Origin of the sequence: Sphingomonas faeni (genome assembly GCF_040407495.1) — a bacterium.
GTDB classification, from domain to species: domain Bacteria; phylum Pseudomonadota; class Alphaproteobacteria; order Sphingomonadales; family Sphingomonadaceae; genus Sphingomonas; species Sphingomonas faeni_D.
Genome location: NZ_JAPZPP010000001.1, coordinates 29,205 through 51,338, shown reverse-complemented (window position 1 = coordinate 51,338; position 22,134 = coordinate 29,205). Strand labels below are relative to the sequence as shown.

Genomic DNA, 22,134 nt, shown 5'->3' with positions numbered 1-22,134 from the left:
AGGCTATGACCATCATTTTCCTACCGCGGGCAGTGGCTGGGTTGGCATAGCGAAGCCCTTGGAAAGGCCATGATAGAGTTTCTCGCGGCATACCCATTGGCTGGCGGCGTCAGCGATGAAGGCGGTTGCGAACATCGGCAGCATGAGACCGCGGCTGGCGGTGGTTTCGGACAGGATGATGACCGCGGTCAGCGGCGCGCGAACGACGCCGGCGAAATAAGCGACCATGCCGAGGATCACGATCGCGCTCGCGGGTTCGCTGGGGAAAATCTCGCGGAGCAGATTGCCGACCCCGGCGCCGACCGCAAGCGAGGGGGCGAAGATGCCGCCCGGCAATCCCGCAATCGCGGTCGCCGCGGTCGCGACGAACTTTGCTGGCCCGAACCAGAGCGGCGCATCGGTTCCAACGATCATTGCGCGGGCGGCGGAATAGCCGGTGCCCCAGGTAAGCCCGGTGAACACGCCGAGCAGCGCGACGATAGCGCCGCACGCCCCGGCGAATTTTACTGGGTTTGCGCGAGTCCATGCCGTCACGCGGTTACGCCCGAGCGCCATTGCCAGCAGCGTCCGTGAGAACAGGCCGCCCGCCATGCCGCCGGCGATCCCGGCGACCGGTGCGACCAACAAGGCGGACAGCAGCGGCATGTGCGCTCCGATCGCGCCGAAATAGATATAGTCGCCCTGCACCGACTGCGCGACCATCCCGGCAATGACGATCGCCGCGAGCACGAGCAACGTCACGCGCTGTTCATAGGCCGACGCCAGTTCCTCGATCGCGAACAGCAATCCGGCAAGCGGCGTGTTGAACGCCGCGGCGACCCCCGCCGCGCCACCGGCGATCAACACGCCACCCCGCAACGGCACGCGGACGAGGCGGTGCGTCGCGCCCATCACCGCCGCGGCAAGCTGGACAGTCGGTCCTTCGCGCCCGACCGATGCGCCGCCCAGCACCGCACCGATCGTCAGCACCGCCTTTGCGGCGACGGTACGCGGCGAAATCAGCGTGCGGGTCGCCTCGTTGGGGTCGGCTTGCGCGGCGATCACCTGGGGGATGCCCGAGCCACGCGCCAACGGCGCATAGCGGCGGGTCAGCCAGACCAGCGCCATGAAGATCAGCGGCGTCGTCAGCAGCGGCAACCAGTGCCAGTGCGTCGCATAGCCGGCGAAGACCGACGCCGCCCAGTCCGCCGCCTCGGCAAACACAGTCGCGACGACACCGATCAGGATCGCCCCGACCAGGATCGCGGCGCGCGTCCTGAACTGGACCGAGCGAGGGCCGCGCGCCCGTAACAGCGCGCGATACCGCGACGGGGTCCAGCGTCGCGCCGGAATCAATCGATCGAAAAACCCAGACATGGGACGGTGACCTAGATCACGCGCCCCATTTCGTCACCCCACGCCGCGTGTCGTGCCTGCGGCTCGGAGCAATTTGTCCAAGCGACCGTTTCCCATCGACACGTCCGTCGATCGATCGAGGAATGCGCATGAAGAGATGGTCGTGGGTCCTGCGCCGGATCGTCCGCAAGATCTGGTTTCGTGCCGCGGTCATCAGCCTGTTGAGCGTCGTGCTGGCGATCCTGTCGGGTGCGATCGTCCCCTATCTGCCGTACGCGTTCGGTGCCGATTTGGGTCAGGACGCGGTTGGCACGATCCTGCAGATCATGGCGTCGAGCATGCTGGCGGTGACGACCTTTTCACTGACGGCGATGGTCAGCGCCTATTCGTCGGCGACGCAACTGGCGACCCCGCGCGCGACGCAGTTGCTGATCAACGACCCCACCTCGCAGAACGCGTTGTCGACGTTCCTCGGCGCGTTCGTCTTCTCGATCGTCGGGATCATCGGCCTTCAGACGCACGCCTATGGCAACGAAGGGCGGATCATCCTGTTCGGCGCGACCGTGTTGATCGTCATCTGGGTGGTGGTCACACTGTTGCGCTGGATCGCGCACATAACGGCGTTCGGCCGGATGTCCGACGTTATCGACCGGGTCGAGAATGCGGCGGCCGAAGCGATGACCGACTTCGCCGCGCAGCCGTATCTCGGCGGGCGCCCTGCAATCGCGGTGCCGGCCGAAGCGCGGTCGATCCGCAGCGAGACGACCGGTTATGTCACGCATGTCGATGTCGCCGCACTGGGCGCGATCGCGACGCAGCGAGGGATCGTCATCCATGTCGTCGTGCTACCGGGCGCGATGGTCCACCCGCACCGCGACCTGCTGCGGATCGAAGGCGCAGTGGACGACGCGCTGCGGTCGCTCATGCTGGGCGCATTCACGATCGAGCGGCATCGCTCGTTCGACCAAGACCCGCGGCTCGGACTGATCGCGCTGTCCGAGATTGCAAGCCGGGCCTTGGCGCCTGCGACTAACGATCCCGGTACCGCAATCGAAGTGCTCAACGCGTTGCTGCGGGTGCTGCTCAACCTGCCCGTCGACCGGCCCAACATGGTGGAGATCGACGATCTGCCACCCGTCTATCTGCCGCGCCCAACCATCGAGGAGATGCTGACCGATGCCTTCCGCCCGATCCTGCGCGAGGGAGGCCAGGAAGCGGAAGTCACGATCCGGCTGACCGTCACGCTCGCTGCGCTCCACGCGGCGTTACCCGCGGCACGACACGACGTCCGCGCACTCGCCGATCATTGCCTGGCGCGCGCCCGCCGGATGATGGACGACCCAGACGATCTTGCCGCGTTCGAAGCTGCGCATCGCAAACATTGGGGCGATCGAACGGACTGACTCGGAGATCGGACATCAGAAACCGGCGGCGGCCAGCTGTGATTTGAAGCTCAGCCGATCATGCTCGGAGATCGGCGGAAGCTCCCGCGCCTGCTTACCCTTGCGGAGGCGAGCCCGGTCGTCCGCGGTCGGCTCGACGCGGCGAACCCGGACCGCCGCCGGGCCGCCACCGCGAACCCCCAGTTGCTCGGCCGCACCACGCGACAGATCGATGATGCGTGCGCCGCCCGCGAACGGGCCGCGATCGTTGATCCGCACGATGATCCGCCGTCCGGTATCGAGCGCAGTGACCTCGACATAGGTCGGCAGCGGTAGCGTGGTATGCGCCGCGGTCGCCCAGTCGGCACGGAACCGCTCGCCGCTCGCGGTACGCTTGCCGGATTCCGATCCGTACCAGCTTGCGTAACCCAGTACGTCGTAGGCGGGATCGACGGCGGGCACATAGAGGGCGCCTTTGACCCGATAGGGGCGGCCCAGCTTGACCGGAACGTCGCTGACCGGGCGATAGGATCCGCCCGCACACCCGGTCAGGGCAAGCAGGCCGAGGCACGCGGTGCTGATCGCGGTTCGTATCAGGGTCGACATGGGTATCCTTGTCCGTCGGGCCGGCGCAGCAATAAGTTCCGGCGAACGCGTCATCGCCGCTGGTAGAAGATATGCGAGTGCACGATCGCCACCTTGACCAGCGACGACCGCCAATAGGGCACCAGCCAGTCGGTGTGATAGTGCGTCGCCCGGCCGACCGGCGCATAGACATACCCGGCCAGCGCGCGGCGTGCGGCACGGCGCGCCTGCTCCCAGCCGTTGCGTTCGGGCCGACGGGTCTGCGATCCGTCGCAGGTGAACGAGAACTGGCACCCGGTGGTCCGGTTCGATCCCTGATAGACGACCCCGCAGACGGTCTTGGGAAACCCCGGCGCGCGGACCCGGTTGAGAACCACCTGGATCACCGCGCGCTGTCCGTCGCGGTCGCTGCCGGCCTCGTACAGCGCCACCGTCGCGAGGCATCCGGTGGCCTGTTCGCGCGCGGCGGGTCCGCCCCGGAACTGGTATCGCTCGGCGACCGACCGGCTGGTCGCAACGATCGGCACCAGCGCGTTGGAGGTGCGGGCCTGCGTCATGGTGAGCCGGTGCGGACGCCGCAAATCGGTGCTCGCGGTCGGCCAGGGCAGGTCGGTGAGCGAACCGCAGATCACCGCGAACACAACCGCGGCACCGAGCAGCAGCAGCCAATGTTCGGACGATGGCCGACGCGACGATGCGTAGGGACGACGGCGCACCGTAGGAGATCGAGCGCGTCGCTGAGCCATCGCCACATTCATAACCACCATCCGACGTCAGGGAAATGGTGCGAACGCCATGCCGAACGCGAGACTGCGATCGGCAAGCGCGGGGGCCACGCTCCGACCCGCGCGTCGTGTCACAGCGCGTAGGCGACCGCCGCATTGTCGCCGAAAATCCGGTCGCGCGCTTCGGGACAGGTGCGCGCGACGAAGTGGTCGATCAGGTCGAACACCGCCTGATACTCGGCGGCGAGCCGACAGACCGGCCAGTCGGAACCGAAGATCAGCCGTTCGGGACCGAAGCACGCGAACAGGTGATCGAGATATGGGGCGATCCCGTCCTCGGTCCAGGTCGCGTGATCGGCTTCCGTCACCAGTCCCGATAGCTTGCACATCAACGCGGGCGTCCGCGCCATGTCGACGATCGAGTCGGCCCAGGGTTGCCAACCGCCGTCCGCAATCGCCGGCTTTGCGCCGTGGTCCAGGATCAGTTGTCCGTCACGGACCAGATCGACGCCGACCAGATCGACGAACCGCCGGACATGCCCCGCCTGCCGGGACTTGACGAGGATGTCGTAGCTGAACCCGCGTGCCAGCGCCGCACGCACGCCGCGCACGAACGCGGGGGTCAGCAGGAAATCGTCCGCAGGTTCGTCCTGCACCATATGCCGGAACCCTACCAGCGCCGGAACCTGCCGCCATGTATCGAGCCGATCCGCGATGTCGTCCGCTGCGAGATCGGTCCAGCCGACCACGGCGAGGATACGCGGAGTCTCCGCGGCCAGCAGGAGCAATGCCTCAGTCTCGGCTTCGGTCTGCTGTGCCTGGACCGCGATGCAGCCGCCGATACCGGCACGATCGAGCAACGGGATCAGGTCGGCCGCCGCGTGATCGCGCGCCAGGAGGCTGCCGGGTTCGATCCACGGATGGGCGGCCGGCGAATAGGTCCAGAAATGCTGGTGCGCGTCGATCCGCATCACTGCCGATCTGTCGGGAAGAACGAATGTGTCATCGCCAAGCCGTGTATTGGCAGGACACTCCTGTCGCAATCATGCGGCACCGCACGATCCCGCGACTGCCGGTAAAGTCTTCATCGTGGTCGGCCGGAGGGGTGGATGGCATCCAAACCGGTCGTAGGTTTCTAGCCGTATCGACGGCGGCGCGTATCGCCTGCTGGATACCGCGGTGGGTCGGTATTGAACGCATTGCCCGACAGCGCTAGCGGAACGGCATCATGGCGATCGCGACCACACCCCCCAAGTCCTTGAACTGGCAACAGCCTTTGCCGGGACTGCGTATCCTGAAACGCGGCGACGTGCCGATCACGCGCGTCCAGATCTATGGCCAGCGATGTAGCGGCACCAACCTCGTCACGCGTGCAATCGAGGCAAACATGCCTGGCGCGGAAATCACCGAGGCATTCGGGTTCAAGCATTGGTTCGTGCCGCCGCAGACGTTGTTCGTGAAGGATACGCTGGTGCTGGTCGTCGCGCGCGATGCGTTCGACTGGGCGCGCAGCCTGCACCGCCAGCCCTGGCACGCGCATCCCGACCTGAAGGCGCAACCGTTCGATGCGTTCATTCGCAGCCACTGGCACAGCTATTGGGACGATCATTTCGGCCATATCGAGCCGGGACACCCGATACACGGCGACGAGATGCTGCACGAGCGCGATCCGGAAACCGGCGAGCGCTTCGCCAATTGCATCGCCAAGCGGACCGCCAAACTTCGCCACTGGGCGTCGCTCACCAACCGTGCGCACAACGTCGCACTGCTCGGCTACGACGCGTTCGTGCGCGATCCCGGTGCGTTCGTCGCGGCGTTGAGCGCGACGACGCGCATCGCCTGCCGCGACCCGTTCGTGCCGATCACCAGTTACAAGGGGCAAGGCCATGCCCCGTATGTACCGACCCCGTATCCCGAACTTGCGCGCGCCGATGCCGATCACATCACGGCCTGGCTCGATCCCGAGACCGAGGCGGCATTCGGACTGAACGCCGACTATGCTGATCGATATCAATCGCCATCCGAGACCGTATCGGTACAGTGATCGGCATGACCAAGCCGATCACGTTCTTCATCCATCACCAGGGTCGCGGCCACGCCAACCGGGCGATGGCGATCATCCGCGAATTGCCCACCGACCGCGCGGTGACGATCCTGACCGCCAAGCCCTCGCTGTTCGACGGGTTCGAGCGCCCGATCACGATCGCCGCGCTGCCCGACATGATCGGCGCACCGGTGCCCACGCCGGGCCTGTTCGCGCAGGCGACGCCCGAGGTGATGCACTGCGTCCCGCTCGGCGTCGCGAAGACGCGGGCGACGATGCGGACGATCGTCGATCACCTCGACGACGTGGATCCGGCGCTGTTCGTGGTCGACGTCTCCGCCGAGATCGCGCTGCTCGCCCGGATCGCGAGCGTGCCTGCGATCAGCATCCGGATGCACGGCGATCGGCTCGATCCGGGTCATTTGGGCGCATACCAGGCGAGCGTCGGCCTGCTCGCACCGTTCGGTGAGGCGCTAGAACAAGCGGATACGCCGGTTTGGGTACGCGCCAATACCTGTTACGCAGGCGGCCTTTGCACCACCGTCGATGCCGTCCCGACCAAGGCCGAGGCACGCGCGAAACTGGGCCTCGACCCGACCAAGGAGATCATCGTCGTGCTGACCGGCGGCGGCGGCGCTGGCACGCCCTACGCGCCGCTGACGATGGCGGCGCGCGCGGTGCCGGACGCACTGTGGCTGGTGCTCGGGCCGGTCCATCGCGAGGGGCATGAGACCGACTTCGGCAACCTCGTCGAACTCGGCTGGGTCCCCGGCGTCACCGATCACATCGCCGCGGCGGACGTCGTCATCGCGTCGGCGGGCGACAACACCGTGCACGAGATCGCGCGGGTCGGCCGGCCTTATGTCTGCGCGCCCGAGTGGCGGTATTTCGGTGAACAGACCCGCAAGGCGGAGCGACTGGCGGAACTGGGGGCGGCGGTCGCGTTGCCGTCATGGCCGGGGGCGCTGGCACCATGGCGCGGTATCCTTGACGCAGCGAAGGCCCTCGATCCGGTCGCACTTACCGACCTGTACGATGCGGATGCGGCCAAGGTCGCCGCGGACTATCTGGAGGGCTTGGCGGTTTCGCTTTGGGCGCCTGCTTAACGGGTAAGCGCTAGGTCGACCCGTCCTATGGTGGGGGAGGAACGAGACGTTGTGCGTCATCACACTTCGTCTGATTTGCAGATACCCGCGCAGTATCTCAGCTGAACAACGTCTCCGGCGGCATTCTCGACGCGGTCACTTCTTCTGCAGTCGGCTGCCGCAACACGGTAATCGTTTCGGTATCCCACGCGATCAGCTCGCGGTCGGCGAAATGCCCGAGCCAATAGTCCATGCACCACCGCCCCCACGTGCTCCGGAACAACCGCGCGTTCCGGATGATCGCGTCGAAATGCTGATAGGCAGGCGTGTGGACGACATGATGCTGGTGATACGCGCGTGCACCGCCGACCCACCACATCGGCACACCGGCCCGCTCCAGTCGTGCGGCGAAGTCGGTTTCCTCGCCGCCATAGCCGACATAGCGCTCGTCCATCCCCCCTGCCCGCGCCCAGTCCGCCGCGGAGATCGCGAACGACAGGCCCCAGAGTTCACCGTGGCTCGGCGTAGGCCGTATTTCATCGAACGCGATCGGCGGCTTAGCGGGATGACGCACGCCGACCCGATCGAGCATGTCCCAGTCCAGCCCGGCATCCAGCGCGCCGGCCGGAAGATACAGCACCTCGCCCAACCGAATACCACCCGGCTCGATTGCCGTGGCCGCATAGCGTTCGACCAACGTCGGCGCGGGAACGCAATCGACGTCCAGGAAGATCAGTTGATCCCCACGGGCGGCCTCCGCTGCGCAATTGCGCGCCGCCGCCAGCGGCATCGCGTCGCCCTCCACGAACACCGCGCGTACCGGAAAGTCGGTCGGCGGCAGATCGGCATGCGGCGCGTCCTGCATGTAACCGATCACCAGTTCGTCAGGCTTCCGCGTCGATTCATTGAGGCCGGTGATCAAATTCACCAGATGGGTGCAACGACCGCGTACCAGCGTGAGGACGCTGACCGTAGAGGGGCTCACGATGCTTTCCTGCGCCCCTCGACGCTGATCCCGGCGGCGGCATCGCGGAAGAACGCCACGCCTTCGATCACGCCGCGCGCGTGATGGCCGACCGCGACATAGCCGTGGGCGAGGTCCGCCCGCGATCCCAGGCCGTCCGAATAATTGCCGACGATGATCGCATGCCGCGACGATCGCAGCATCTCGATATCGTTGCCGCTGTCGCCGGCAACGATAACCTGACGCGGTTCGAGGCCCAGACGGCGGCGGACATGCTCGACCGCCGTTCCCTTCGATGCGGCGTGCGGCAGAATGTCAAGATAGCGGCCATGGCTCTGAATGATCGAACAGCTATGGCCATGTTCGGCGAGCAGCGCGCGGACACGCTCGGCTGCCGCCATGTCGCCGTCGGCAAAGTAGCTCAGTTTGAAGCGACGCTGTTCCAGTGGACTTTGCGGCGTAAGCCCTGCGTGACGCCCGATCAGCGCAGCGACCGCGTCCCGGTCCCAGCCCGCGGCGATGATCCCTTCCCATTCGGTGTCGCGGTCATACACCGCACCACGCACGGTTCGGTAGTAAATCTCCGAACCAACCGACGTGATCAGGATCTCCGGCCGAGGTGCGTCGTGCTGGCCCAGCACCGCCATCGCGCTGTGGAAACTGCGCCCGGTAGCGATCGCGAAGGCGACGTCCGACTGCGCCTCGTGCCATGCGGTGAAATCGTCGACGCCTTTGGCACAGCCGAGCAGCGTTCCGTCGATATCCGATACGAGCAACAAGTCCGGCTTCCGATCCGTGACCGCAGGCGCAGCGTCGTTCACGACCTCCGCGAGCAACCCGGTATAAAGCTGGACGTGCCGGTCCCAGTCATAGGCACGGATCGCAACCGATCCGGCGGCGGAATAGCGTGACCACAACGCCGGATCGTCGAGGATCTTCAAGAGGGCATCGGTAATTGCATCCGGCGAACGCGGATCGACGAGAATGCCGTTGCCACACGTTTCGACGATATCGTTCGGACCGCCGCTGTCGGTCGCAACCACGGGCAGACCGCTTGCCGCCGCTTCAAGCAGGGTCAGGCCGAACGGTTCGTTGAGCGCAGGATTGACGAATACGCCGCGCCGGGTTCGCGCATGCGCATAGACCGCCGCGATATCGTCGGGGCGGTGCTGCTTCGGATACGCCACCTTGCCATACAGGTCGTAGCGATCGATGAGCTGCAGCAGTTCGGCGATGTTGTCGCGGATCTCCGGCTCCAGCGTTGCGCTGTCGTCTCGCGTACCAGCCAGGATCACGAGATTGGCGGACGCCTGCAACGCCGGCGATCGGCCATAGGCATGGACCAGCGCTGCGAGGTTCTTCTTGGTAACCGGGCGGGCGATCGCAAGAATCACCGGCTTGGCCGGATCATCGAGGAACCGATTTATCAGTGCATCGACACGCGGATCGGTCGTGCAGTTCGCGAACTGCTTCAGATCGCTGCCCGGTGCGAACACGCGGATCCGGCCGGGATCATAGGCGTCGTAATCCGCATACTGAACCTCCGCCTCGTCGCGCGATGATGCGATGATCGCCGCCGCACCGGCAATGGCTTCCTCTTCGATCGCGATACGGCGATCGAGGCCTGCGGTCTCGACACAGTCGCGATCGAACGCGGCGCGCTTTACGCGGCCTAGCGAGTGGGCCGTGAACACATACGGAATGCCGGTGCGCGCGGATACGCGGGCCGCTACGAGCCCTGCGTCCGCATAATGCGCGTGCATGACGTCGGGAACGCGATCCAGCGTAGCGATGTGCGACACCATAGCCTCGACCAAGCTATCATGCTCGGTCCACAGGTCTTCCTTTACCAGATACGCGTCGGACGCGGTCAGCAGGCGGACGATCCGCGTGGTGCCGTCGATCGTCTCGATCGGCTCGGCATAGCATTCGGCATAGGCCGCGTGGTGAAACGCGCGGGTAATGATTTCCATGCGATCGATCGCGGGATTGCGGCCACTAGCAGAGACGAGATCGAGCAGGTACCGGATATGGCCCCCGGTATCGGCGGTAATTCCGTATTCCACGTCGGTTGCGCGTAGACATCCCTGCAACGCGATATGTAAAACGAACACCCTTCCCCCGTTCATCTGTGATTCATCGAAGGAACCGTCCGCGGGGTTGCCGGGTTCCGGGCGGATGATACTTAAAACAGCCTTGTTAACTCAGATTAGTACGAACGTTACCGACCCGAAAAACGTCCCGGTAAACGCGTCGTGAGGATCGCTCTGCTCACCTGGGCCTATCCTCCAGAAAAGAGCGGGCTGACCCGCGCCGCGCGCGAGATCGCACAATCGCTCGCGGGCGCAGGGCATGACGTCACTGTATTTACGATGGATCGGCGCGACGCTGGTCACGATGACCGCGTGACAGTGATCGGTTGCGGCCTGCGTGACGGTTCGCTGTCCGCCCGTTTCCGCACGCTCGCGGCGATCGGCCATGTCGTTGCCTCGCTTGCCTTCCGCCGCACCCTCCTGCGCGAGCATCGCCGCGTGCCGTTCGACGTGGTGGAGGCGACCAACTGGTATGCGCCGGGCCTTGCTATCGCGCTCGCCGGCCCCGCCCCGCTGGTGACGCGCAATTCCACGCCGGCTGCGACGTCAGCGGCGACCGTCACCAGCGTGCGCGATCGCTTCGACCGTCGCGCCGCGATGCTGGCGGAGCGATTGTCCGCGCGGTTCAGCAAGGCGTTGATCTCGAACACGCAACTCCACGGCGAGAAGATCGCTGCATTGTACGCGGTCGAAGCGCCCGACCGGGAGGAGCACCATGCGGTCATCGGGCTCAGCCTGCCGCCGGAGATCGTCGCACGCGGAACGGCTGCGACCTATCCGGACGATATTCCCGAGGACCAGCCGATCGAACTGCTGTTCGTCGGGCGTGACGAGCACCGCAAGGGGTTCGATGCCCTGATCATGGCGCTGAGGATCCTCGCGCGGCGTGCGGACGCGGGGATGCGCGATTTCCGCCTGACGATCATTGGCGTCCATGCAGACGACCTGAAGGCGCTTCCGTCCACCGCGCGGGCGCGGCTGCGCTGCCACCACCGTGTCGACGAACCGACGTTGCACGACCTGATGAGCGCGGCGCACGTCATCGTCGCCCCGTCACGCTATGAGAGCTTCGGGCTCGTGTATCAGGAAGCGATGATGTTCGGCCGACCCGTCGTCGCCTGCGCCGAGGACCCGAGCGCACGGCTGTTCATCGGCGAGAGCGGTGCCGGATTGCTGGCGAGGACCTGCACCGGCGACGACCTGGCCACGCAGGTTCAGCGGCTGATCGAAGATCCGGCGTTACGCGCACATTACGCTGCGGCAAGCCGGAGGGCGTCGGGCATGTTCACGCGCGATACCCTGTCCGCGCAGACGACCGCGGTCTATCGCACGGCAATAGGGTCGAAGGGCGCAAGCAGCAGCATCTCGTCCTCGGGCCTGCCCGCACCGCTCGACATCGCCTCGTAGACTCGTGTCCGCTCACGCACCCGCTCGCCATCGAGCCGGTGTTGGAGCGCACCCGCCAGCGCCAGCGAACTCTCGACGAACGGTACGACGGGACGTTCGTGAACGCGACCAGTAAAGCGGATGTCGCTGCGGTTGAGGCGGTACTGAATGTCCGGATAGGATGCGGACTGTACCCCGTCAACGAGGTTGCGACGTGGCAAACCGAGCGAACGCAACCCGTCACGTTCCGCCGCCGCGACCAACCAGCCAAGTGCGTCAAGCAGAGCTGTGTCGGGACGCTCATCGGTATCGATCTGCAGCACCCAGCGGGTTTGCATCGCGTCCTGCAGGCGGTTGCGTTGAGCGGCGAAGTCGCCTGCCAGCGAGTGATGGGCGACCTTTATCCACGGAACCCGAGCTGCGATTTCGCTTGCCTCTGCCGTGCCGTCGAGGACGACGACGATCCGGGCAAACGCGGTGCGATAATCGGTCGCGATCTCGACGATGTCGTTCGCATCGGCGGGTCGCGCCATGATGCCAAGTCCTATCGCGTGAGGCACGGTGGTCGCAGGGGACGAATGGGCTTGGGCTGGACGGTAATCCGGGGGAAAGCGGACGCCGCCCTGCGCAACAGCGAACGGCTCAACCTCGAAACCGAACCGCCAGGCCGCGTTCCGCAAACCCGCCGGGTCGAGCATCCAGCGCTCCGGCGGATCGCGTTCGAGATCGACAAGACCGCTTTCTAAGCGCGCTCCGACTTCCTCCGCAACCGCACCGACCTCGCTCACGTCGCGCACTAACAACCGACAGTGGCTACACTCGGCCCAGTCCTCGCGCACGAGCCAGTCCCAGTTCCCGCAGATCGAGCATCGTAATCGCATGGTCGCGGCAACCCGTGGCGCGGGCTGGGGGTTCCGCCAAACTTGACCCTCCCCCATCGGGGGAGGATTTTAGAGCGCTCAATACCCCAGCGAATGCGCCAGCGTCAGCAGCAGCCAGTACAGCCCGCCAGACAGCAGCATTGCCACCGGCAGCGTCATCACCCAAGCGAGCGCCATGTTCATCACGGTGCGCCGCTGTAATCCAGCGCCGTTTGCCACGCTCGCACCCGCCACGCCCGACGACAGGATATGCGTTGTCGACACCGGCATGCCGTATCTCACTGCGAGCAAAATCGTCGCCGCCGCGACCAGTTCGGCCGACGCGCCCATGCCGTAGGTCAGGTGCGTCTTGCCGATCCGCTCACCCACCGTGACGACGATCCGCTTCCACCCGACCATCGTTCCCAGGCCCAGCGCGAGCGCGACGGTCACCTTCACCCAAGTCGGGATATAGCGCGTGCCCTGCTCGAGCCCGCTATTGTAGCTCTTGAGCGTCGTGATCTCCTGCGCGGTGAAGCGGCTCTGCGCGGACTTGTCCTCGGCGATCAGCTTGGTCGTATCGAGCACCAGGTACATGTCGTTGCGCAGGTTCGGCGTGGCCGCGGCCGGCACCTTGCCAAGCGACCCGTAGCTTGCGATCCGGCTCGACACGTCGTCCGACAGCGTCGCCAGCGCGCCATAGATGACCGGGTCGGCGACATGCTTGCTCTTCAGTGCCTTGGTGACCTGCGCGCGCGAGGTCGCCACGTCGGCCGGCGCGCCGTCGGCGTGCGCGCGGTAGGCGGCCGATGCCGCCTGCGCAGACTGCACGAATGCGGGCATCGCGCTCTCGGGCATAGTCCGGTTCAACGCATAGGCGGTCGGCGCGCAACCGATCAGAATGAGCATGATCAGCCCCATGCCCTTCTGCCCGTCATTGCTGCCGTGCGCGAAGCTGACCGCGGTGCAGGTGCCGATCAGCAGCGCCCGGATGCCGCGCGGCGGCGGCGTCTGGCCCTCGGGCGCCTCGTACAGCTTCTTGTCGCGCAGGAACCGCTTCATCACGAGGAGGAGCAACAGCGCGCCGACGAACCCGACGATCGGGCTGAACGCGAGTGCGGAAAGCACCTTCCAGACCTGCACCATGTCGACGCCCGAGGTGCCGTCCGCGCCACCGCCGTTGATGAGCTGGTTGGCGAGGCCGACGCCGAGGATCGAGCCGATCAGCGCATGGCTCGAGGAATTGGGAAGCCCGACCGCCCAGGTCGCGAGGTTCCACAGGATCGCCGCGAGCAGCAGCGCGAAGATCATCGCGAACCCGCCGACGCTGCCGACGTTGAGGATCAGGTCGACCGGCAGCAGCGTGACGATCGAATACGCCACCGCGCCCGACGACAGCATCACGCCCAGGAAATTGAAGAACCCCGACCAGACGACCGCGAGCGGTGCGGGCATCGAATGCGTGTAGATCACCGTCGCGACCGCGTTGGCGGTGTCGTGAAACCCGTTCACGAACTCGAACCCGAGCGCGATCAGCAGCGCCAGCGCAAGGAACGCGAACGCGCCGCCTGCCAGCGTCTCGCCGACCTGCGCGGTGTCGAACGCGATGCTGAACCCTGCATACGCGAGCCCGCCGATCAGGACAGCAAGGAAGATCCACCGCCCCGCCGGGTGCAGCGAATGATCGAGCTTGGGACCGGTACGCGGCGCCGATGCAGCACTCGAATCAGCGGTCATCGCGTCGGATGCAAATGGGGAGGTTGCCATGGAACTGTGCAGTCGGCCCTAACGATGACAATCTTATGACAGATGTAAATCGAGCGACCGTTCGCCTAGATTTGGAACGCAGCCTCAGGATCGTAAGTTCCGACCTCTTCTACGGTCAGTCAGCCCGCCGCGCGCGCCGCGCGAACGGGCCCTCCGTTACATCACCGAAAACCACTCGAACGCCGGCATCCCAACCCATACCCGCTTGCCCCATCGCGCCGCGTTCCCTACCTGTTCACCGGTGAACCAGATCGCCCAAACGTCCGCGCCGCACGCCGAGCCTCCCTATCTCCGCGGCCTCAATCCGCCGCAGCGCGAGGCGGTGCTGACCACCGACGGCCCGGTGCTGATCATCGCTGGCGCGGGTACTGGCAAGACCGCCGCGCTCACCGCCCGGCTGGCGCACCTGATCTTCACCAAGAAGGCGTGGCCATCGGAAATCCTCAGCGTCACTTTCACCAACAAGGCCGCGCGCGAGATGCGCGAGCGGGTTGGCCGTCTGGTCGGCGATGCGGTCGAAGGCATGCCGTGGCTCGGCACCTTCCACGCGATCGCCGCCAAAATGCTGCGGAGTCACGCCGAACTCGTCGGGTTGCAATCGAACTTCACGATCCTCGATACCGACGACCAGTTGCGGTTGCTCAAGCAGCTTATCCTCGCTGCCGACATCGACGAGAAGCGCTTCCCGACGCGCAGTCTCGCCGGACTGATCGACCAGTGGAAGAACAAGGGCCTCGTCCCCGCCGATATCGATGCCGGCGAGTCCGAGCGTTACGCCAACGGCCGCGGCGGCGAGTTGTACCAGCAATACCAGGCGCGGCTGATCGCGCTCAACGCGTGCGATTTCGGCGACCTGCTGCTCCACATGCTGGTCATCCTGAAGACGCACCGCGACGTGCTCGCGCAGTATCAGCAGCGCTTCAAATACATCATGGTCGACGAGTATCAGGATACCAACTCGTCGCAATATCTCTGGCTGCGGCTGCTAGCGCAGGAGCGCAAGAACATCGCCTGCGTCGGCGACGACGACCAGTCGATCTATTCGTGGCGCGGCGCGCAGGTCGAGAACATCCTCAAGTTCGAGCGCGACTTTCCGGGCGCGAAGGTCATCCGGCTAGAGCAGAATTACCGCAGCACGCCGCATATCCTCGGCGCTGCGTCGGGCGTGATCGCCAACAATGGCGGGCGGCTCGGCAAGCAGCTCTGGACCGAGCGTGACGTCGGCGAGAAGGTGAAAGTCATCGGCGTCTGGGACGGCCCCGAGGAAGCGCGCCGCGTCGGCGAGGAGATCGATATCGTCCGCCGCTCCGGCAAGTCCTTGGACGAGGTCGCGATCCTGGTCCGCGCGCAGCACCAGACACGCGAGTTCGAGGACCGCTTCATCGCGATCGGCATGCCGTACAAGATCGTCGGCGGCTTCCGCTTCTACGAACGCGCCGAGATCCGCGACGCGCTGGCGTATCTCCGCGTGGTCAACCAGCCGGCGGACGACCTCGCCTTCGAACGCATCGTCAACGTCCCCAAGCGCGGCCTCGGCGACAAGGCGGTCGCGCGCATCCACCAGCTCGCCCGCGCCACTGGCACCCCACTGACCACAGCCGCCGCGCGCATCCTCGACACCGACGAACTGACCGGCGCGGCGAAGAAGTCGCTCGGCCGGCTGGTCGGCGACATCGCCCGCTGGCGCGACATGGCTACCAGCCTGCCGCACGCCGAACTCGCGCGTCAGTTGCTCGACGAAAGCGGCTATACCGCGATGTACCAGGCCGAGAAATCGGTCGAGGCGACCGGCCGTCTGGAGAACCTCAGCGAACTCGTCCGCGCGATGGAGGAATACGACTCGCTCGGCGCGTTCCTCGAACACGTTTCGCTGGTGATGGACAACGAGGGCGGCGCGCAGGATCCGCAGGTCACGATCATGACCATCCACGCCGCCAAGGGTCTCGAATACGACACGGTCTTCCTCGTCGGCTGGGAGGAAGGGCTGTTTCCGTCGCAGCGCTCGCTCGACGAAGGCGGCGTCAAGAGCCTCGAGGAGGAACGTCGTCTCGCCTATGTCGCGATCACGCGCGCACGGCGGCTGGCGGTCATCATCCACGCCGCCAACCGCCGAATCTACGGCCAATGGAACTCGTCGATCCCCTCGCGCTTCGTCGCCGAACTCCCCGCCGAACATATCGACACCGAAACCACGATGTCCGGCGGCGCCAGCCTCTGGCAGGCCAACTGGTCCGACCGCGCCGATCCGTTCGCCGACGTCGCCCGCGGCACCGGCCGCGGCCCAGGCTGGCAGCGCGCATCTGGCACCGGCAGCACCTTCTCCACCAAGCCCGCCCGCGTCGTCGAGAGCCGCTCCAGCGCGATCAGCCTTGGCAACAAGGGCCGCGACGACCTGTCGCTCGGCATGCGCGTCTTCCACCAGAAGTTCGGCTATGGACTGATCGCGGAGATCGAAGGCAACAAGCTGGAAATCGACTTTGAGACGTCCGGCCGCAAGCGCGTGATGGACAGCTTCGTCACGATCAACCCGTAAGCATCTCGGATCGCTGTATTCACCGCACATAATAAGCGGCAGCCTAAGCAATGGATGTTGAGCTCTGATCATATTATCCGCCGAGCAGATACCTGTATTGTTCGCGTATCGACCAGCCGGAACAAGGGCGCCTCTGGCGGACGCAGGCGCATCGCGATACCGTTACGACATAACGCGATATCGGGGCCCATATTAATGACGACACGCCGTTCACTGCTCGGAAGCCTTGGAACGCTTGGGACTCTCTCGCTGGCTGCGTCGTCTGCCAGCGCCGTCACTTCGGCAAACGAGCGTCGATCGGGCATTGTCGTCCTGTCGACCTGGGATTTTGGTGCCGCCGCCAACGCCGCTGCGTTCGCGCGACTTGCCGCAGGGGGATCGCTGATCGACGCAGTCGAGGCCGGCGCGATGGTACCGGAAGCGGACCCGACCAATCACAGCGTCGGCTATTCCGGCTATCCCGATCGCGACGGGCATGTGACGCTCGATGCGGTGATCATGGACGATGCCGGTGGCGTCGGGGCGGTCGCGGCGCTGGAGAATACGGTGCACGCAATCTCAGTCGCGCGGCGAGTCATGGAGCGGACGCCGCATACGTTTCTGGTCGGCGAAGGCGCAACGCGGTTCGCCCGCGATCAGGGCTTTCCGCAACAATCGCTGCTGACGCCGGAATCCGAAAAGGCATGGCGGGACTGGCTTAAAACCGCCAAATACCAACCCGAGGCCAACAGCGAGGTGCGCGGTCTCACGCCAGCCCGAACGCCAGGCGGCGCGCTGGATCATGACACGATCGGGTTGCTGGCATGCACCGCGGATGGGCGGATGGCGGGCGCTTGCACGACGTCGGGGATGGCGTTCAAGATGCGCGGGCGGGTCGGCGATTCACCGCAGGTCGGCTCGGGACTATACGTCGAGGCGGGCGTCGGCGGCGCAACCTCGACCGGACTTGGCGAAGAGGTCACCCGGATTGCAGGCTCCGCACGCGTGGTCGCCTCGATGCGCGGCGGCGCCACGGCGCAGCAGGCGTGCGAAGAGGTGGTCCGTCACATCGCCAAGCTGCGCGGCAATGCGATCCGTGGCGTCCAGGTCGGCTTCCTTGCGCTCGATCCGAAGGGCAATGTCGGCGCATTCTGCCTGCTGCCGGGCTTTACCTACGCGATGACCGATGCGGCAGGCCGGACGACGGTGCTGAAAGCGGCATCTTTGTTCAAGGCGTGACGGGATCGTAGCAACCTCGCTGATCAGACATTCCCAATTCCACACCCACAGGACCGGTCGAGCTCAGTCGCTCGGCTGATCCTGAAGTGAGAAGATACGCTCCATGACCGCCCATTTCGGTCCTGCCGGATCGACGGGGCGCTGGTAGCGATCCATTTCCGATTCCCACTCCGCGACCCGAGGCTGGACGGCGGGGTCGGCAGCGCGCGGAAAATCGTCCTCAACCTCCGCGATCATCACGAGCCGATCGGCGATCTGCCAAATCTCCATGTCGCGATAGCCCCGGTCGCGTATGTCGCGAACGATCTCGGGCCAGACCGCGCCAGCTGCGTGCCGCTCACGATAGGCCGCGATCAGGGCCGCGTCGTCGACGAGGTCGAGCGCGCTTACGATCCGGTATGCCATGTTTGCTTTCCCTTACTTCGCTTGGACACGTCACAGGACCCAACCGCCGATCCAGCATATCGCGGCTCTTCACAAAAGCTACTTTGACTAATAAAACCTATTCAACGCACAACGACGCGCAGGAGATGGAATGAGACTGTCGGGCAAGACCGCGGTGGTGACCGCGGCGGCACAAGGTATCGGCCGCGCGACCGCCGAACGTTTCCGCGACGAGGGCGCCCGGGTGTTCGCGCTCGACCGCGACGGCGCCGCGCTGAAGGCGGTCGAGGGCGTCGAGCATCTCGTCGTCGACCTGCTCGATCCAGCTGCGATCGCCGCGCTGCCGACGACGATCGGCCCGATCGATATCCTCGCCAATATCGCTGGCTTCGTTGCGGCGGGCGATATCCTGCAAGGCAATGATGCCGACTGGGATCTGTCGTTCAACCTGAACGTCCACGCGATGCACCGCCTGACCCGCGCGTTCCTGCCCGACATGCTCGACAAGGGCGCGGGCGCGATCGTCAACATGAGCAGCATCGCGTCGAGCGTGAAGGGCATCCCCAACCGCTACGCCTACGGCGCGTCAAAGGCGGCTGTGGTCGGCCTGACCAAGGCGATAGCCGCCGATTTCGTCGGTCGCGGGATCCGGTGCAACTGCGTGTGCCCGGGCACGATCGAGACCCCTTCCCTGCGCGAACGCATCGTCTCGCAGGCAGGGACGCAAGGCATCTCAGTCAGCGAGGCAGACGCGGCGTTCGTCGCGCGCCAGCCGATGGGCCGCCTAGGCCGTGCCGAGGAAATCGCCGCGCTGTTCGTGTATCTCGCCAGCGACGAATCAAGCTTCACCACCGGCGCGGTCCACGTGATCGACGGCGGCTGGGTCAACTAAGGATCATCACATGAAACTGTTGCGTTACGGCCCCCGCGGTCAGGAAAAGCCCGGCATCCTCGATCAGGACGGCGCGATCCGCGCGCTGCCCGCGGATCTCGGCGATATCGCCGGTGACCTGTTGTCGCCCGAGGGCCTCGCTAAGATCGCAGCGCTCGACGTGACGACCTTGCCCAAGGTCGATGGCGCGCCGCGGATCGGGCCGTGCGTCACACGCACCGGCAAGTTCATCTGCATCGGCCTGAACTATTCGGATCACGCCGCCGAGAGTAACATGGCCCTCCCCGCCGAACCCGTTGTGTTCGGCAAATGGACCAGCGCGATTCAGGGGCCGAACGACGATGTCGAGATCCCGCGCGGCTCGGAAAAGACCGACTGGGAGGTTGAACTCGGCGTCGTCATCGGCACGCCTGGCCGCCATATCGCCAAGGCAGACGCGCTGTCGCATGTCGCCGGATACTGCGTCGTCCACGACGTGTCCGAGCGTGCTTTCCAGCTCGAGCGTGGCGGTACGTGGGACAAGGGCAAGGGCTGCGATACGTTCGGCCCGATCGGTCCCTGGCTCGTTACTGCGGAAGAGGTCGGCGACCCGCAGACGCTCGGCCTGTGGCTCGAAGTCGATGGCCATCGCTACCAGGACGGCACGACGGCCAACATGATCTTCGACGTCGCGACGATCGTCTCGTATCTCAGCGACTTCTGCACGCTGGAGGCGGGCGACATCATCTCGACCGGCACGCCCGCGGGCGTTGGCCTGGGGCAGAAGCCGCCGGTGTATCTGCGTGCGGGCCAGACCGTCCGCCTCGGGATCGAGGGGCTCGGCGAGCAGACGCAGACGATGGTCGCCGCCGCATGACGACCATCACCGGTCTGCGCACGATCGACCTTCGTTTCCCGACCAGCGCGGGGCTAGACGGGTCCGACGCGATGAACCCCGATCCGGATTACTCGGCGGCGTATGTCGTGCTCGAGACGGATACGGACGGTCTCGAAGGCCACGGCCTCACCTTCACGATCGGCCGCGGCAACGACATCTGCGTCGCCGCGATCGAGGCGATGCGGCATCTCGTCATCGGGCTCGACCTCGACTGGATCATCGAGAATCCGGGGCGGATGTGGCGCCATCTGACCGGGGACAGCCAGTTGCGCTGGATCGGCCCCGACAAGGGCGCGATCCATCTCGCGACCGGCGCGGTGGTCAACGCGATCTGGGACCTGTGGGCGAAGGCGGTCGGCAAACCGGTCTGGCGCCTCGTGGCGGACATGACCCCCGAGGAATTGGTCCGCACGATCGACTTCCGGTACCTGACCGATGCGATCACGCCGGAAGACGCGCTCACGCTGCTGACGAACCGCGCGGAGGGCAAGGCCGCGCGGATCGCCGATCTCGAGGCGACCGGCTTCCCTTGCTACACCACGTCGGCGGGGTGGCTCGGCTATCCCGATGAGAAGCTGCGCCGGCTCGCGCAAGAAGCTGTCGATGCCGGCTTCGACTATATCAAGCTGAAGGTGGGTCGCGATCTTGAGGACGATATCCGCCGGCTGACGATCGCGCGCGAGGTACTCGGCCCCGATCGGAAGCTGATGATCGACGCGAACCAGGTGTGGGACGTTCCGCAGGCGATCGAGTGGGTCAACGCGCTCGCCTTCGCCGAACCCTGGTTCATCGAGGAGCCGACCAGCCCCGACGATATCCTCGGTCACCAGGCGATCCGCAACGCGATCGGCGAGGTGAAGGTCGCAACCGGCGAGATGTGCCAGAACCGCATCATGTTCAAGCAGTTCATGGCGGCGGGCGCGATCGACGTCGTGCAGATCGACAGCTGCCGTCTGGGCGGCGTCAACGAGGTGCTGGCGGTGCTGTTGCTGGCGGCCCGGTACGACCTGCCGGTGTGTCCGCATGCCGGCGGCGTCGGCCTGTGCGAATATGTCCAGCATCTGTCGATGATCGACTATCTCTGCTTCTCCGGGACCAAGGAGGGGCGCGTGATCGAGTATGTCGACCATCTCCACGAGCATTTCGTCGACCCCTGCGTGATCCGCGACGCAGCCTACATGCCGCCGACGCTGCCGGGCTATTCGATCGAGATGAAGCCGCAGTCGCTGATCGACTATCGGTTCGCCGGGTGAAGCTCGGGCTCGACGGCAAGGTCGTGATCGTCACGGGTGGCGGGGCCGGTATCGGCCTCGCCATCGCGCAGGGGTTGGCCGAGGAAGGCGCGATCCCGGTGATCGTGTCGCGAAGCGCGCCGGAGGAGTTCACGGCCGAGCATCTGTTCATCGTGACCGAATTGTCCGACGAAGCTGCGTGCGCGGCGGCGGTCGAGGCAGCGGTCGCACGCTATGGCAGGATCGACGGGCTGGTGAACAATGCCGGTGCCAACGACAATATCGGTCTGGACCGGACACCGGCGGAGTTCCGCGCCTCGCTCGACCAGAACCTCGTCCATTATTTCGCGATGGCGCATCACGCGGTGCCGCATCTGCGCAAGACCGGCGGCGCGATCGTCAACATCTCGTCGAAGACCGCGGTCACCGGGCAAGGTGACACCAGCGCCTACGCCGCCGCCAAGGGCGCGCAACTGGCGCTCACCCGCGAATGGGCGGTAGCGCTGCGCGGCGACGGGATCCGCGTTAACGCGGTGATCCCCGCCGAGGTGATGACGCCGCTCTACCAGCGCTGGATCGACAGTTTCGACGATCCGCAGGCGAAGCTCGACGGCATCGTCGCGCGCATACCGCTCGGCCACCGCATGACCGAGGATCGCGAGATCGCAGACACGGTGGTGTTCCTGCTCTCCGACCGGGCAAGCCACACCACTGGGCAATGGCTCTATGTCGATGGCGGCTACACCCACCTCGACCGCGCGATAGACTAACA

19 protein-coding genes are annotated in these 22,134 nt (G+C 65.7%); 10 read left to right on the top strand and 9 right to left on the bottom strand.

What is annotated here, in order from left to right; all coding sequences use genetic code 11:
* Positions 1-12: 12 nt before the first annotated feature.
* The gene (locus tag O6W96_RS00265; RefSeq protein ID WP_353467724.1) at positions 13-1,356 is read right to left on the bottom strand and encodes a chloride channel protein; all 1,344 of its coding nucleotides are present in this window, start codon (positions 1,354-1,356) and stop codon (positions 13-15) included.
* A 128-nt stretch (positions 1,357-1,484) separates the two neighbouring features.
* Here O6W96_RS00265 and O6W96_RS00260 point away from each other — a divergent pair, with 128 nt between their 5' ends.
* On the top strand, positions 1,485-2,738 hold the full coding sequence (locus tag O6W96_RS00260) for a DUF2254 domain-containing protein (protein WP_353467723.1): 1,254 nt from the start codon (positions 1,485-1,487) through the stop codon (positions 2,736-2,738).
* Between the two features lie 15 nt (positions 2,739-2,753).
* On the opposite strand, the gene O6W96_RS00255 is transcribed toward O6W96_RS00260, so the two are convergent.
* The 3 genes from O6W96_RS00255 to O6W96_RS00245 all read right to left on the bottom strand — a co-directional run bounded on the left by O6W96_RS00255 (position 2,754) and on the right by O6W96_RS00245 (position 4,998).
* Positions 2,754-3,323 (bottom strand): septal ring lytic transglycosylase RlpA family protein, encoded by a 570-nt coding sequence (locus tag O6W96_RS00255; protein WP_353467722.1) that lies wholly within the window; start codon positions 3,321-3,323, stop codon positions 2,754-2,756.
* Positions 3,324-3,373: 50 nt separating this feature from the next.
* A complete protein-coding gene (locus O6W96_RS19680; RefSeq protein WP_435372158.1) occupies positions 3,374-4,018 on the bottom strand; it encodes a cell wall hydrolase in 645 nt (214 codons plus the stop codon).
* Positions 4,019-4,158: 140 nt separating this feature from the next.
* Positions 4,159-4,998 carry an amidohydrolase family protein gene (locus O6W96_RS00245; protein ID WP_353468491.1) on the bottom strand — a complete coding sequence of 280 codons (840 nt, stop codon included), beginning with the start codon at positions 4,996-4,998 and terminating at the stop codon, positions 4,159-4,161.
* 257 nt (positions 4,999-5,255) lie between these two features.
* On the opposite strand from O6W96_RS00245, the gene O6W96_RS00240 reads away from it, so the two are divergent.
* A complete protein-coding gene (locus O6W96_RS00240) occupies positions 5,256-6,071 on the top strand; it encodes a hypothetical protein (protein WP_353467721.1) in 816 nt (271 codons plus the stop codon).
* Positions 6,072-6,076: 5 nt separating this feature from the next.
* Positions 6,077-7,177 (top strand): glycosyltransferase, encoded by a 1,101-nt coding sequence (locus O6W96_RS00235; RefSeq protein ID WP_353467720.1) that lies wholly within the window; start codon positions 6,077-6,079, stop codon positions 7,175-7,177.
* A 97-nt stretch (positions 7,178-7,274) separates the two neighbouring features.
* On the opposite strand, the gene O6W96_RS00230 is transcribed toward O6W96_RS00235, so the two are convergent.
* A complete protein-coding gene (locus tag O6W96_RS00230) occupies positions 7,275-8,141 on the bottom strand; it encodes a glycosyltransferase family 2 protein (RefSeq protein WP_353467719.1) in 867 nt (288 codons plus the stop codon).
* The gene (locus O6W96_RS00225) at positions 8,138-10,186 is read right to left on the bottom strand and encodes an HAD-IIB family hydrolase (protein WP_353467718.1); all 2,049 of its coding nucleotides are present in this window, start codon (positions 10,184-10,186) and stop codon (positions 8,138-8,140) included. The genes O6W96_RS00230 and O6W96_RS00225 overlap by 4 nt, the downstream gene beginning before the upstream one ends.
* A gap of 189 nt (positions 10,187-10,375) precedes the next feature.
* Here O6W96_RS00225 and O6W96_RS00220 point away from each other — a divergent pair, with 189 nt between their 5' ends.
* Positions 10,376-11,620, top strand: coding sequence for a glycosyltransferase family 4 protein (locus O6W96_RS00220; RefSeq protein ID WP_353467717.1), 1,245 nt, complete (start codon positions 10,376-10,378; stop codon positions 11,618-11,620).
* Here the strand turns inward: O6W96_RS00220 and O6W96_RS00215 are convergent.
* Together O6W96_RS00215 and O6W96_RS00210 are read right to left on the bottom strand one after the other, a co-directional pair.
* Entirely contained in the window at positions 11,536-12,396 is an 861-nt protein-coding gene (locus tag O6W96_RS00215; RefSeq protein WP_353467716.1) for a hypothetical protein, read from the bottom strand. The genes O6W96_RS00220 and O6W96_RS00215 overlap by 85 nt on opposite strands.
* A 162-nt stretch (positions 12,397-12,558) precedes the next feature.
* Complete coding sequence (locus O6W96_RS00210; protein WP_353467715.1) at positions 12,559-14,196, bottom strand: inorganic phosphate transporter; 1,638 nt, start codon at positions 14,194-14,196, stop codon at positions 12,559-12,561.
* Between the two features lie 280 nt (positions 14,197-14,476).
* Between O6W96_RS00210 and O6W96_RS00205 the strand changes: the two genes are divergently transcribed.
* Complete coding sequence (locus O6W96_RS00205; protein WP_353468490.1) at positions 14,477-16,759, top strand: ATP-dependent helicase; 2,283 nt, start codon at positions 14,477-14,479, stop codon at positions 16,757-16,759.
* Positions 16,760-16,954: 195 nt separating this feature from the next.
* Positions 16,955-17,977, top strand: a complete 1,023-nt coding sequence (locus tag O6W96_RS00200) for a N(4)-(beta-N-acetylglucosaminyl)-L-asparaginase (protein WP_353467714.1) — start codon at positions 16,955-16,957, stop codon at positions 17,975-17,977.
* A gap of 63 nt (positions 17,978-18,040) precedes the next feature.
* Here O6W96_RS00200 and O6W96_RS00195 read toward each other — a convergent pair whose 3' ends face one another.
* Positions 18,041-18,382, bottom strand: a complete 342-nt coding sequence (locus O6W96_RS00195; protein ID WP_353467713.1) for an L-rhamnose mutarotase — start codon at positions 18,380-18,382, stop codon at positions 18,041-18,043.
* Between the two features lie 130 nt (positions 18,383-18,512).
* Here O6W96_RS00195 and O6W96_RS00190 point away from each other — a divergent pair, with 130 nt between their 5' ends.
* The 4 genes from O6W96_RS00190 to O6W96_RS00175 are packed head-to-tail and all read left to right on the top strand — an operon-like array spanning position 18,513 to position 22,132.
* Complete coding sequence (locus tag O6W96_RS00190) at positions 18,513-19,253, top strand: SDR family oxidoreductase (RefSeq protein ID WP_353467712.1); 741 nt, start codon at positions 18,513-18,515, stop codon at positions 19,251-19,253.
* A gap of 10 nt (positions 19,254-19,263) precedes the next feature.
* Positions 19,264-20,109: a fumarylacetoacetate hydrolase family protein gene (locus O6W96_RS00185; RefSeq protein ID WP_353467711.1), complete on the top strand. Its 846-nt coding sequence runs from the start codon at positions 19,264-19,266 to the stop codon at positions 20,107-20,109.
* A complete protein-coding gene (locus O6W96_RS00180) occupies positions 20,106-21,383 on the top strand; it encodes an L-fuconate dehydratase (RefSeq protein WP_353467710.1) in 1,278 nt (425 codons plus the stop codon). Before O6W96_RS00185 ends, O6W96_RS00180 begins: the two co-directional genes overlap by 4 nt.
* On the top strand, positions 21,380-22,132 hold the full coding sequence (locus O6W96_RS00175; RefSeq protein WP_353467709.1) for an SDR family oxidoreductase: 753 nt from the start codon (positions 21,380-21,382) through the stop codon (positions 22,130-22,132). The genes O6W96_RS00180 and O6W96_RS00175 overlap by 4 nt, the downstream gene beginning before the upstream one ends.
* Positions 22,133-22,134 lie beyond the last annotated feature (2 nt).

What these genes read in the sequence shown, in the direction of transcription:
- O6W96_RS00265 (WP_353467724.1), bottom strand. Translation starts at nt 1,356, where the DNA reads ATGTCTGGGTTTTTCGATCGATTGATTCCGGCGCGACGCTGGACCCCG.
- O6W96_RS00260 (WP_353467723.1), top strand. Translation starts at nt 1,485, where the DNA reads ATGAAGAGATGGTCGTGGGTCCTGCGCCGGATCGTCCGCAAGATCTGG.
- O6W96_RS00255 (WP_353467722.1), bottom strand. Translation starts at nt 3,323, where the DNA reads ATGTCGACCCTGATACGAACCGCGATCAGCACCGCGTGCCTCGGCCTG.
- O6W96_RS00245 (WP_353468491.1), bottom strand. Translation starts at nt 4,998, where the DNA reads ATGCGGATCGACGCGCACCAGCATTTCTGGACCTATTCGCCGGCCGCC.
- O6W96_RS00240 (WP_353467721.1), top strand. Translation starts at nt 5,256, where the DNA reads ATGGCGATCGCGACCACACCCCCCAAGTCCTTGAACTGGCAACAGCCT.
- O6W96_RS00235 (WP_353467720.1), top strand. Translation starts at nt 6,077, where the DNA reads ATGACCAAGCCGATCACGTTCTTCATCCATCACCAGGGTCGCGGCCAC.
- O6W96_RS00210 (WP_353467715.1), bottom strand. Translation starts at nt 14,196, where the DNA reads ATGACCGCTGATTCGAGTGCTGCATCGGCGCCGCGTACCGGTCCCAAG.
- O6W96_RS00200 (WP_353467714.1), top strand. Translation starts at nt 16,955, where the DNA reads ATGACGACACGCCGTTCACTGCTCGGAAGCCTTGGAACGCTTGGGACT.
- O6W96_RS00195 (WP_353467713.1), bottom strand. Translation starts at nt 18,382, where the DNA reads ATGGCATACCGGATCGTAAGCGCGCTCGACCTCGTCGACGACGCGGCC.
- O6W96_RS00190 (WP_353467712.1), top strand. Translation starts at nt 18,513, where the DNA reads ATGAGACTGTCGGGCAAGACCGCGGTGGTGACCGCGGCGGCACAAGGT.
- O6W96_RS00185 (WP_353467711.1), top strand. Translation starts at nt 19,264, where the DNA reads ATGAAACTGTTGCGTTACGGCCCCCGCGGTCAGGAAAAGCCCGGCATC.
- O6W96_RS00180 (WP_353467710.1), top strand. Translation starts at nt 20,106, where the DNA reads ATGACGACCATCACCGGTCTGCGCACGATCGACCTTCGTTTCCCGACC.